This window comes from Rathayibacter sp. AY1C4 (assembly GCF_002932195.1).
Lineage (GTDB): Bacteria > Actinomycetota > Actinomycetes > Actinomycetales > Microbacteriaceae > Rathayibacter.
The window spans coordinates 1-11,815 of sequence record NZ_PSWE01000036.1; the positions used below are offsets into that span (position 1 = coordinate 1).

An 11,815-nucleotide genomic window follows, 5' to 3' on the forward strand; every position below is an offset into this window, starting at 1 on the left:
CCCGCCGGATCGCCGTCCGCTGCACTCGTCCGGTCCGCGGCCTCCGGGTCCGTCTCCGGTCGGTCGGCGCTCGCCGTCGCTCCTCCGCTCGACGCCGGCGCAACCGCCTCGGCCGTTCCGCGCTCGTCCACCCGCGCGGAGGCGTCCTCCGCCGCCACGAGCGCGCCGCCCCCGTTCCCGGACAGCAGCACCGCCGCGCTGACGACTCCCGCGACCGCGAGTGCCGCCGCAGCGGATGCGGCGACGACCACTCCTGTTCCGCTGGCCGCTCTCGACGCTCGGACCGCCGATGCGCGGACCGCGCTCGACGCCCGGACCGCGCTCGGCAGCGGACCGGAGGCCGCGCCGGAGCCCCCGCCCGCCGCCCAGGCGGCTGCGCCGCTCACCCCGGCGGTCAGCGGCAGCAGCACCGACGCGAGGCGGCGCGCAGTGCTCTCGGCCTCCGCCAGCGCCTCCCGGCAGGAGAGGCACCCGTCCAGGTGCCGGTCGATGCGGTGCCTGTCCCGGACGGGGACGCGTCCTCGCGCGTACGTCCCCGCCCGCTCGAGCACCCACTCGCACTCGCCCGTCGCCGAGGCGTCCGCCACGTGCTCCCGGATCCACGCGGAGCGCAGCCCCTCCCGCGCCCGCACCCCGAGCGCTGCGACCGCATTGGGCCGCAGGCCCATCAGCGGCGCGGCGGCGGCGGGGGACAGGCCCTCCACCTCCGTGTACCAGAGCACCTCCTGCCAGCGCGGCGGCAGCGCCCGGAACGCGCGCGCGCCCAGGTCGCGCTCGAGGGCGGCGAGGGCGTGCGCCTCGGGATCGGGGCCGGCAGAGGGGAGGGCGCGGTCGGCCTCGTCGAACGGCCGCTCGTGCCGGTCCCGCCGGGCCCAGGACCCCGCGACGTTGCGGACGGCGGTGAAGAAGTAGGGGCGGAAGGCGCCCTCGGGTCCGCCGCCGCGCTCGATCGCCCGCAGGACGCGGAGGAACGCCTCCGAGACCAGGTCGTCGGGGTCGGAGCTGCTCGCCCACGCCCGGGCCACGGTGCGCCCGGCCGAGGAGTGGCGGCGCCAGAGCTCGGAGACGGCGTCGGTGCGGCCCTCCCGGACCAGCGCGACGAGCTCCTCGTCGCTGCGGCCGTCGACGCGCTCGGAGCGGCGTCGAGGACCCACGGCGACGCCCTCCCTCCCGGTCCCGCGCCGGAACCGCCCGAGGGATCGTCGCACGATCGCGCGTGCCCGCCCCCGACTGGCGCGACTCCCGCGCCACCCGGCCCGCTTGCTAGAGTGAGCCCGCCGCGACTGGCGTTCGGATGGGTGACCATCAGGGAGCGGCACCTCCTCCGGGGCAGCGCCCCGGACACTTTTCCCGCCGCACGCCTGGGCTGGAACGGATACCGTAGATCGGGTCGCCCGAACGAGCCGTGTCGCGCCGCCGCGACCTGCCGGGCCCCTTCCGTTTCCCAGCCAAGGAGCGTCCGTGTCCTCTTCCCCCGCCAGCCCCGGCGTCGCCGCCTCGTTCGACCAGCCCGTGTCGGTGGTCGACCCCGAGATCGCCGCCGTGCTCCAGCAGGAGCTCGACCGCCAGCGCGGCTACCTCGAGATGATCGCGAGCGAGAACTTCGTGCCGCGCGCGATCCTCGAGTCGCAGGGCTCCGTCCTGACCAACAAGTACGCAGAGGGCTACCCCGGCCGCCGCTACTACGGCGGCTGCGAGTACGTCGACATCGCCGAGCAGCTCGCGATCGACCGCGCCAAGGCCCTCTTCGGCGCCGAGTTCGCCAATGTCCAGCCGCACTCCGGAGCCTCCGCCAACGCCGCGGCGCTCGCCGCGCTCGTGCAGCCCGGAGACACCATCCTCGGCCTCGAGCTCGCGCACGGCGGCCACCTGACCCACGGCATGAAGCTGAACTTCTCGGGCAAGCTCTACAACGCGACCGCGTACGGCGTCGACCCGCAGACCTTCCGCATCGACATGGACGCGGTCCGCGAGAAGGCCCTCGAGGTCCGCCCGCAGGTGCTCATCGCCGGCTGGTCCGCCTACCCCCGTCAGCTCGACTTCGAGGCGTTCCGCGCCATCGCCGACGAGGTCGGCGCGAAGCTCTGGGTCGACATGGCCCACTTCGCCGGCCTCGTGGCGGCGGGGCTGCACCCGTCGCCGGTGCCCTACGCCGACGTCGTGACCACCACCGTCCACAAGACGCTGGCCGGCCCGCGCTCGGGGCTCATCCTCGCGAAGCAAGAGTACGCCAAGAAGCTGAACTCGGCCGTCTTCCCCGGCCAGCAGGGCGGCCCGCTCATGCACGTGATCGCCGCGAAGGCGACCGCGTTCAAGCTCGCCGGCGAGCCCGAGTTCGCCGATCGCCAGGCACGCACCATCCGCGGCGCGCAGATCCTCGCCGAGCGCCTCACGGCGGCCGACTCGAAGGCCGAGGGCATCGACGTCCTGACCGGCGGCACGGACGTCCACCTCGTCCTCGCCGACCTGCGCGACTCGCCGTTGGACGGCAAGGAGGCCGAGGACCGCCTCCACGAGGTCGGCATCACGGTCAACCGCAACGCCGTGCCGTTCGACCCCCGCCCGCCGATGGTCACCTCGGGCCTGCGCATCGGCACGCCGGCGCTCGCGACGCGCGGCTTCGGCGACACGGAGTTCACCGAGGTCGCCGACGTCATCGCGGAGGCGCTCAAGCCCTCGGCCGACCTCGAGGCGCTGCGCGGCCGTGTCGCCCGCCTCACCGACGACTTCCCGCTCTACCCCGGGCTGTAGTCGATCCGCTGCACCACCCGCGCGGCGGAGTACGGGGCACCGCCCCCTCCGCCGCGCCACGACCGAGGAGCCCGAGATGACGGCACAGGTACTCGACGGCGTCGCGACGGCGACGGCGGTCAAGACGGAGATCGCGGAGCGGGTCGCCGCTCTGCGCGAGCGGGGCGTCGTGCCCGGGCTCGGCACGCTGCTGGTGGGGGACGATCCCGCCTCCCGCTCGTACGTCGCGGGCAAGCACCGCGACTGCGCGGAGGTCGGGATCGAGTCGATCCGCGTGGACCTCCCCGCGACCGCGTCGGCGGACGACATCCGCGCCGCCATCCGGCAGCTCAACGACTCGGAGGCCGTGACCGGGTACATCATCCAGCTCCCGCTGCCGAAGGGCATCGACGAGAACGCGATGCTCGAGCTCATGGATCCGGACAAGGACGCCGACGGCCTGCACCCCACCAACCTCGGCCGCCTGGTTCTCGGCGTCGAGGGCGAGCTGGACAGCCCGCTGCCCTGCACGCCGAACGGGATCGTCGAGATGCTGCAGCGCCACGGCATCCCGACCTCGGGCCGGCACGTCGTCGTCGTGGGCCGCGGGCTCACCGTCGGCCGTCCGCTCGGGCTCCTGCTCACGCGGAAGGGCCTCGACGCCACCGTGACCCTCACCCACTCCCGCACGGCCGATGTCGCCGCGGAGGTGCGCCGCGCCGACATCGTGGTGGCCGCCGTGGGCGTGCCCGGGCTCATCCGCGCCGACTGGGTGAAGCCCGGCGCCGCTGTGCTCGACGTGGGCATCACGCGGGTCGAGAACCCGGAGACGGGCCGCGCGAAGCTGACCGGCGACGTCGCACCGGAGGTGGCGGAGGTCGCGGGCTGGCTCTCGCCCGTGCCCGGCGGCGTCGGCCCGATGACGCGCGCGATGCTCATCCACAACGTGGTGACGGCGGCCGAGCGCGCCCTGCGCTGACCGGTCCCGCGCCACGGGACCCGCGCCGGACCGCGCTCGGGGGCGACGTCCAGTCGCCTGCCGGTAGCGTGGCCCGGCGCTCTCGCGTCCCCCACTCCGTCGGACACGTCCTCGGAGCGCGCCCCGCCCCACGAGGAGAACCCATGCTCACCGTCACCGCCTACGCCGCCCCCTCCGCGACCGAGCCGCTCGTCCCCACCACCATCGAGCGCCGCGACGTCGGACCGCACGACGTGCTCATCGAGATCGCCTACTCCGGCATCTGCCACTCCGACATCCACACCGTCCGCGGCGACTGGGGACCGGTGGCGTACCCGCTGACCGTCGGCCACGAGATCGTCGGCGTCGTCGCCGAGGTCGGCTCCGAGGTCACCAAGCACTCCGTCGGCGACCGCGTCGGCGTCGGCTGCATGGTGAACTCCTGCCGCGAGTGCGAGAACTGCCTCGCGGGCGAGGAGCAGTACTGCCTGAAGGGCAACACCGGCACCTACGCCTCCGTCGACCGCGACGGCACCATCACCCAGGGCGGCTACTCCACGCACGTCGTCGTCGTCGAGGACTTCGTGCTCCGCGTGCCGGAGTCGATCCCCTACGAGGCCGCCGCTCCGCTGCTCTGCGCGGGCATCACGACCTACTCGCCGCTCTCGCACTGGGAGGCGGGCCCCGGCAAGCGGGTGGCCGTCGTCGGCCTCGGCGGGCTCGGCCACATGGCCGTCAAGTTCGCGCACGCGATGGGCGCCGAGGTCACCGTGCTCTCGCAGACCCTCAGCAAGAAGGAGGACGGCCTCCGTCTGGGCGCCGACCACTACTACGCGACGCGCGACGAGGCGACCTTCACCGATCTCGCGAACACCTTCGACCTGATCGTCAACACGGTCAGCGCGCCCCTCGACCTCGACGCCTACCTGGGGCTCCTGCGCCGCAACGGCACGATGGTGAACGTGGGCGCTCCGGCCGAGGCGCTGCCGCTGCACGTCTTCACGCTCTTCGGCGCCCGTCGCTCCTTCGCGGGCTCGGGCATCGGCGGCATCCGCGAGACCCAGGAGATGCTCGACTTCTGCGCCGAGAAGGGCATCGCGAGCGAGGTCGAGGTCGTCTCGGCGTCGCAGATCAACGAGGCCTACGAGCGCGTCCTCGCCTCGGACGTCCGCTACCGCTTCGTGATCGATGCCTCCACGTTCGAGAAGTGAGGGCGGCCGGGGCGCTAGCCTCGGCGGCATGAGCGAACGGAGCCACCCGGCCGTCGACCGCGTCCTCGCCGACCTCGACCGGCACGGCGTGCACCCGACCGTGCGCTGGCTCGATTCGGCCGCGTCGACGGCGGCACTGGCGGCCGAGGCGCTGGGCGTCGACGTCGGCCAGATCGCCAACTCGCTCGTGTTCCTGATCGACGGTGCGCCGCTGCTGGTCCTGACCAGCGGCGGCCACCGCGTCGACACCGCCTGGCTGGGCGTGCAGCTGGGCGGATCGATCACCCGGGCGCCGGCCGCGGAGGTGAAGTCCGCGACGGGCCAGACGATCGGCGGGATCGCGCCGGTGGGCCATCCCGCGCCGCTGCGCACCGTGGTCGACACGGCCCTCGCCGCCTACGACGTGGTCTGGGCTGCGGCCGGGCACGCGCACACCGTCTACCCGACGAGCTTCGCCGAGCTGGTTCGGGTCACCGGGGGAGAAGCGCGCGCCGTCGTTCCGCCGGATCCGGCGCCGTAGCGGCTGGACGAGGAACGCCCCCTGCGACGCGAGGTCGCAGGGGGCGTCGACGGAAGCAGAGGTCAGAGCACCCGACCCGCGCCGTCGGCGGCCGTGACCAGGAAGAGCTCCGGAGTCGTGAAGCCCTTCTCGGCGAAGGCGGCGAGGACCGCGGCGCGGACCTCCTCCTCCTTCTCCACCGGGGTGAGGGCGATCGCGGAGCCGCCGAAGCCGCCGCCGGTCATCCGGGCGCCGATCGCTCCGGCGCCGCGCGCCGCCTCGACGGCGGTGTCGAGCTCGGGCACCGAGATCTCGAAGTCGTCGCGGAGGGAGACGTGGCCGGCGTCGAGCAGATCGCCGATCGCCCGGGGACCGTGCTCGCGCAGGGTGCGGACGGTCTCGAGCACGCGGACGTCCTCGGTCACGACGTGCTTCACGCGCCGGTAGGTGACGTCGTCGAGGAGCTCCTGGGCGCGCGGCAGGTCGTCGACCGTCAGCTCGCGGAGCGACGGCACGCCGAGGGTCGCGGCGCCGAGCTCGCAGGAGGCGCGCCGCTCGGCGTAGCCGCCGGTGGCGTGCGCGTGCTCGACGCGCGTGTCGACGACGAGCAGGACGAGGCCGGCCTCCTCGAAGCCGAGGGGGACGACCTCGGTGTCGAGGCTGCGGCAGTCCAGGAACACCGCGGCGTCGCGCTTCCCGAAGAGGGAGGCGGACTCGTCCATGATCCCGGTGGGGGCGCCGACCGCGACGTTCTCGGCGCGACGGCCGACGCGGGCCATCGTCGCGCGGTCGAAGCCGAGGTCCCAGAGCTCGTCGAGGGCGACGGCCATCGCGCACATCAGCGCCGCCGAGCTCGAGAGCCCCGCGCCGACCGGCACGTCGGAGTCGACGTACGCGTCGAAGCCCGAGCGGGAGCCCAGGTCGACGCCGTACTCGGTGAGCGCCCAGACCACGCCGAGCGGGTAGGCCGACCAGCCGGTCACGGCGCCGGGGCCGAGCTCGTCGAGAGCGACCTCGACCACCTCGGGGGAGAAGGCGCTGCTGATCCGGATCAGGCGGTCCTCCCTCGGAGCGACGGCCATCGCCGTGGCGCGGTCGATCGCGAAGGGGAAGACGAAGCCGTCGTTGTAGTCGGTGTGCTCGCCGATCAGGTTCACGCGGCCGGGGCCGGCCCAGACGCCCGCGGCGGGGCGGCCGAAGGTGCGCTCGAAGGCGGCGGCCGCGCTCTCGGCGACGGCGGTCAGGGATGCGGGAGCGGCGGTCATCGGTTCTCCTCGGCGATGTCGGAGGCGGTGGTGGCGGGAGTGGCGGCGCCGCCGGGAAGCGAGTCGTCGCTGTGCGCGGCGACCGGCAGCGCCGCGTCGGGGCGCTGTGCGATCCCGGCCTCGAGCACGGCCGCTTCGGCCCGCTCGATCGCCGCGCGCAGGGCCGCGGCGCTCGTCTCGGGGGCGATGTCGCCGATCCAGGCGCCCATCGCGGCCTCGCTCCCCGCGAGGTACTTGAGCTTCGTCTCGGCGCGGCGGGGCGAGGTGATCTGGAGCATCAGGCGCACCTCGTCGCGGCGCTCGTGCACCGGGGCCTGGTGCCAGGCGGCGATGTAGGGCGTCGGGGTGTCGTAGAGGGCGTCGATGCCGCGGAGCAGGCGCTGGTACATCACAGCCAGCTCGTCGCGCTCCTCCGGGGTCGTCGCCGCCAGGTCCGGGACGTGGCGGTGCGGCAGGAGGTGCACCTCGACGGGCCAGCGCGCGGCGAACGGCACGAACGCGGTGAAGTGCTCGCCGCGGAGTAGGACGCGCTCGCCGGCCTGCTCGAAGGCGAGGACGTCGGCGAACATCGACGGCCCGTAGCTGTCGAGCGAGGCGAGCAGGCGGGTCGTGCGCGGCGTGACGTAGGGGTAGGAGTAGATCTGCCCGTGGGGATGGTGCAGCGTGACGCCGATCGCCTCGCCGCGGTTCTCGAACGGGAAGACCTGCTGCACGCCGGGAAGGGCCGAGAGGGCGCCCACGCGGTCGGCCCAGGCCTCGACCACGGTCCGGGCGCGGGAGGCGCTGAGCGTGGCGAACGAGCCCTCGTGCTCGGGGCTGAAGCAGACGACCTCGCAGCGGCCGACGCTGGTCAGCGTCCGGCCGAGCCCGAGAGTGCGCAGGTCCTCCAGGGAGGCGGGCGCGTCCGCGTCCTCGAGGAGCGGGCCGAAGGAGGGGGAGCGGTTCTCGAAGACGGCGACGTCGTAGCGGCTGGGCACCTCCGACGGGTTCGTCGGCGACGCCGGGGCGAGCGGATCGAGCTCGGCCGGCGGCAGGAACACGCGGTTCTGGCGCGACGCGGCGATGGAGACCCACTCGCCGGTCAGCACGTCCTGGCGCATCCGCGCGGTGGCAGGGCGGGGGTCGAGGTGGCGGGCGTCGGCGGCGCGCTCCGGGGGGAGGGTCGTGTCGGCGTCGTCGAAGTAGAGGAGCTCGCGGCCGTCGGCCAGCGTGTGCGGGCGCTTGACGACGCCGGCGGAGAGGGTGATCGCTTCGTTCATGGCAGGAGTCAGACTAGGGCCGCACCTTCGAAAAGGAAAGCTCGTTTTCGCTTTGACAAGTCCACTCGACCGCGGGCACGATGGGCGGATGAGGACGGACGGCGAGCAGGAGTCCACGTCGGCGATCGAGCGCCGGCTGCGGCTGCGCCTGGCCGCCGAGAGCTCGGGCTTCGTCGGGGTCGCCCCGATGGCCGACATGCTCGGGGTCTCGGTCGTCACCGTCCGCTCCGATCTCGCCCTGCTCGCGAGCGAGGGCGTCCTCCAGCGGGTGCGCGGCGGGGCGATCCCGGCGCCGAGACCCACCGGCGAGCGCTCGCTCGAGGAGGGCCTGAGCGCCGCCTCCGACGAGAAGGCCGCGATCGGCGAGGAGGCCGCCGCCTCCGTCTCCTCCGGGCAGAGCATCGTGCTCGACGTGGGTACCACCCCGCTCGCCATCGCGCACGCGCTCGTGGCGCGGGAGGAGCTGCGCGACGTCACGGTGATCACGAACGGCCTCTCCACGGCGCTGGCGCTCGAGCCGGCCATCCCGCGCTTCACGGTCGTCGTCACCGGGGGCACTCTGCGGCCGCTGCAGCACTCGCTGGTCGAGCCGCTCGCGTCCGAGCTGCTCGAGCGGATCCGCGCCGACATCGCCTTCATCGGCTGCACCGGCGTGCACCCCGAGGCCGGCGTCACCAACGTCAACCTCCCGGAGGCGACCCTGAAGCGCCGGATGCTGCAGGCGGCGACCCGCCGGGTCGTGGTCGCGGACTCCTCGAAGCTCGGAGTGGTCGACCTCGGCCGGGTCGCCGCTCCCGACGAGTTCGACCGTCTGCTCACGGGGGCGGGCGCCGCCGACGGACTCGTCGCCGCTCTGGAGGAGGCGGGGCTCGCGGTCACCCGCTGCCGGGCGCTCGGCGAGCGCGTCAGTCCGTAGGATCGAGGAATGGCCGACTTCACCCCCGCCCCCGCCACCGGGCGCCAGTTCTCGCTCGACCTCACCGCCGAGGGACGCACCCTGCACGCCGTCGTGACGGAGGTGGCCGCAGCGTTGCGCCACCTCTCGGTCGACGGAGTGGAGATCACCGCCTCCTACCCGGAGAGCACCGTTCCGCCGTTCGGCTCGGGCATCGTCCTGATGCCCTGGCCCAACCGCGTGAAGGACGGGCGCTGGCACCACCGCGGCGAGACGCTCCAGCTCGCGATCACCGAGCCGAAGTACCACAACGCCATCCACGGCCTGCTGGTGAGCACCCCGTACCGCCTCGTCGACCAGGGCCCGTCCTTCGTCGAGCTGGCCGCGCCGGTCGTGCCGCAGGCGGGCTACCCGTTCCACCTCGAGACCTCGGTCCGCTACGAGCTGCAGGCCGACGGGCTGAAGGTCGTCCACCGCGTCGTCAACGTCGGCGCCGACGAGGCACCCGTCGCCATCGGCACGCACCCCTTCCTCGCCATCGGCGACGTCCCGACCGACGAGCTCGAGATCACCGTCGACGCGGCGGTGCACATCGAGGTCGACGAGCGCCTCAACCCCACCGTGCAGAACCCGGTCGAGGGCACCGAGTGGGACCTCCGCTCCGGCCGCCGCATCGGCGACCTCGAGCTCGACGACGCCTGGGCCGACGTCCGGATGGTCGACGGCGAGAGCGTGCACGGCCTCCGCGCCGCGGACGGCCGCCGCGTGCTCCTCTGGGCCGACGCCTCGCACAACTTCATCCAGGTCTTCATCACCCGGATCTTCCCCGACGGCGACGACGTTAAGACCGCGATCGCCGTGGAGCCGATGACCGCTCCCGCCGAGGCGTTCAACAGCGGGCAGGGCCTGCGCTGGCTCGAGCCGGGCGAGGAGTGGACCGTCGCGTGGGGCATCCGCCACGAGGGGTTCCCCACCGCGTCATGACCACCCTCGCGGCGGTCGGGCGCGACGACGAGGCCAAGCGCGTCGCTCTCGTCCGGATGAAGCGGCTCGCCACGGGCCTGCTCGTGGTGATGGCCGTCGTCTTCGCCGTGTCGTTCGCCCTGCAGGAGCGCTACCCGTGGCTGCAGTGGGTCCGGGCCGCGAGCGAGGGCGGGATGGTCGGCGCGCTCGCCGACTGGTTCGCCGTGACCGCGCTGTTCCGGCGGCCGCTGGGCCTGCCGATCCCGCACACCGCGATCATCCCGACCAAGAAGGACGAGATCGGCGCGAGCCTCGCGCAGTTCGTCGAGGAGAACTTCCTCCGCGGCGCCATCGTGCGCGAGAAGCTCGACTCCTTCGGGATCGCCCGGCGGGCGGGGCTGTGGCTCGCCGAGCCGGAGAACGCGCACCGGGTCGGCGGCGAGAGCGCCGCGGCCGTCCGCTCGGCGATCGCCCTGCTGGACGACTCCGACGTGCAGCGCGTGATCGAGGCGCTGGCACGGCGCCACCTCCTCGACCCGCAGTGGGGCCCGCCGCTGGGCTCGCTGGTGGGAAGCGTGGTCGAGGCGGGCCACCACCGGCGCCTCGTGGACACGCTGGTGGAGCAGGCGGAGGCGTGGCTGACCGCGAACCCGCAGAGCTTCACCCGCATGGTCAGCGGCCGCCTGCCGAGCTGGCTGCCCTCCGCGGTCAGCCGAGCGGTGGACGAGCGGCTGTACCGCGAGGCGCTCGTCTTCGTCGCCGCGGTGCGCGAGGACCAGGTGCACCCGTTCCGGATCGCGATCGACGGCTACCTCGCCACGCTGGCGCAGGATCTGGGCACAGACCCCGACCTGATCGCCCGGGTCGAGGAGATCAAGAACCGCGCCTTCGACAGCCCGCGCGTCCGCGAGCTCGCCGGGGACGCCTGGGAGGCGACGAAGGCCTCCCTCCTCGGCGCGATGGACGACCCGTCGAGCCCCCTCCGCGGCAGCATCGAGTCGATCGTGGTCGATCTGGGCCGCCGGCTCTCGACCGACGCCGGTCTCGCGGCGACCGTCGACTCCTGGATCGGATCGGTCGCGGCCAACCTGGTCGACCGCTACCGCACCGACATCGCCAGCATCATCGGCGACACCATCCACCGCTGGGACCCGCGTGAGACGTCCGAGAAGCTCGAGCTGCAGGTCGGGAAGGACCTCCAGTTCATCCGGATCAACGGCACCGTCGTGGGCTCCCTGGCCGGGCTGGTCATCTTCACCGTCGCGCACGCGCTGCTCGGCTCGTGAAGCGGGGCGCCCGGGCCCGCTCCGCAAGCCCTCGTCGGCGTCGGTGGTCGGGCGTACGGTCGCACCATGAGCGATGACAACACCACCGATCCCGATGTCAAGACCGAGGGCGACGTCCTCGGCGCCCGTGCCGACGACGGCAGCGACACCAGCGCCAGCAAGGACCCGTCCGACTGGGTCACCGGCGACGAGCCGATGACCGGCCCGCAGCGCAGCTACCTCGACACCCTCGCGCGCGAGGCGGGCGAGACCCTGCCCGCCGACCTCACCAAGGCCCAGGCCTCCGAGCACATCGACCGCCTGCAGTCCTCCACGGGCCGTGGCGACGGCAGCAACGGGCACGACTGATCCCGCCGGGGCGCCCCGGGGCTGAGCATCAGTCCCCGTCGGCGCCCCCGTCCGGGGCGCGCACACCGCGCCCCGGCGTCCCTAGGGTTCCGTCATGGCGATCTCCCGCACCACGCGCAACGCCCTCGACCTCATCGACGCGATCCGGATCCCCGGCCGCATCGATCCCCGTCTGGCCCGGCAGGTGACCCTGTCCCTCCGCCAGCTCCTCGAATCCGGAGCCTTCGGCCCGAGCGAGCGGCTCCTCCGCCGCCGCGCGAGGAGGCTCCGCTCCCGCACCCGCGAAGCGGCCGCGTTCCGGCAGACGCGCCCGGCCGGCTGCACCGTCCACCCCTGAGCCTGCTGAACGGAGCCGCTCCGCTGTGACCGGCGACGGGACAGACACCGTCCGCGCGGTCGTC

The 11,815-nt window shown here is 73.8% G+C and carries 12 protein-coding genes; 9 read left to right on the top strand and 3 right to left on the bottom strand.

All coding sequences use genetic code 11. The features are described from left to right. A partial coding sequence (locus C5C99_RS14720) for a sigma-70 family RNA polymerase sigma factor (protein WP_104340304.1) occupies positions 1-1,154 on the bottom strand: 1,154 nt, incomplete at its 3' end. 307 nt (positions 1,155-1,461) lie between these two features. Here C5C99_RS14720 and glyA point away from each other — a divergent pair. The 4 genes from glyA (at position 1,462) to C5C99_RS14740 (ending at position 5,419) form a co-directional block, all read left to right on the top strand. Continuing rightward, a complete protein-coding gene (gene glyA / locus C5C99_RS14725; protein WP_104340305.1) occupies positions 1,462-2,751 on the top strand; it encodes a serine hydroxymethyltransferase in 1,290 nt (429 codons plus the stop codon). 76 nt (positions 2,752-2,827) lie between these two features. Next, entirely contained in the window at positions 2,828-3,709 is an 882-nt protein-coding gene (locus C5C99_RS14730; protein WP_104337949.1) for a bifunctional methylenetetrahydrofolate dehydrogenase/methenyltetrahydrofolate cyclohydrolase, read from the top strand. A gap of 143 nt (positions 3,710-3,852) precedes the next feature. Continuing rightward, positions 3,853-4,899, top strand: coding sequence for an NAD(P)-dependent alcohol dehydrogenase (locus C5C99_RS14735; protein WP_104233905.1), 1,047 nt, complete (start codon positions 3,853-3,855; stop codon positions 4,897-4,899). Positions 4,900-4,927: 28 nt separating this feature from the next. Next, on the top strand, positions 4,928-5,419 hold the full coding sequence (locus C5C99_RS14740; RefSeq protein WP_104224720.1) for a YbaK/EbsC family protein: 492 nt from the start codon (positions 4,928-4,930) through the stop codon (positions 5,417-5,419). Between the two features lie 62 nt (positions 5,420-5,481). On the opposite strand, the gene galK is transcribed toward C5C99_RS14740, so the two are convergent. Together galK and galT are read right to left on the bottom strand one after the other, a co-directional pair. Next, entirely contained in the window at positions 5,482-6,663 is a 1,182-nt protein-coding gene (galK, locus tag C5C99_RS14745) for a galactokinase (RefSeq protein WP_104224719.1), read from the bottom strand. Further along, positions 6,660-7,922 (bottom strand): galactose-1-phosphate uridylyltransferase, encoded by a 1,263-nt coding sequence (gene galT, locus C5C99_RS14750; protein WP_104340306.1) that lies wholly within the window; start codon positions 7,920-7,922, stop codon positions 6,660-6,662. The genes galK and galT overlap by 4 nt, the downstream gene beginning before the upstream one ends. A gap of 88 nt (positions 7,923-8,010) precedes the next feature. Here galT and C5C99_RS14755 point away from each other — a divergent pair, with 88 nt between their 5' ends. From C5C99_RS14755 to C5C99_RS14775, 5 genes are all read left to right on the top strand, one after another. Then, a complete protein-coding gene (locus C5C99_RS14755; RefSeq protein WP_104288068.1) occupies positions 8,011-8,838 on the top strand; it encodes a DeoR/GlpR family DNA-binding transcription regulator in 828 nt (275 codons plus the stop codon). Positions 8,839-8,847: 9 nt separating this feature from the next. Next, positions 8,848-9,801 carry an aldose 1-epimerase family protein gene (locus C5C99_RS14760; protein ID WP_104263066.1) on the top strand — a complete coding sequence of 318 codons (954 nt, stop codon included), beginning with the start codon at positions 8,848-8,850 and terminating at the stop codon, positions 9,799-9,801. Beyond that, the gene (locus tag C5C99_RS14765; protein WP_104224715.1) at positions 9,798-11,066 is read left to right on the top strand and encodes a DUF445 domain-containing protein; all 1,269 of its coding nucleotides are present in this window, start codon (positions 9,798-9,800) and stop codon (positions 11,064-11,066) included. The genes C5C99_RS14760 and C5C99_RS14765 overlap by 4 nt, the downstream gene beginning before the upstream one ends. A gap of 66 nt (positions 11,067-11,132) precedes the next feature. Next, positions 11,133-11,414 carry a DUF3072 domain-containing protein gene (locus C5C99_RS14770; protein WP_104224714.1) on the top strand — a complete coding sequence of 94 codons (282 nt, stop codon included), beginning with the start codon at positions 11,133-11,135 and terminating at the stop codon, positions 11,412-11,414. A 94-nt stretch (positions 11,415-11,508) separates the two neighbouring features. Then, complete coding sequence (locus C5C99_RS14775; RefSeq protein ID WP_104273395.1) at positions 11,509-11,751, top strand: hypothetical protein; 243 nt, start codon at positions 11,509-11,511, stop codon at positions 11,749-11,751. Positions 11,752-11,815: the final 64 nt, after the last annotated feature.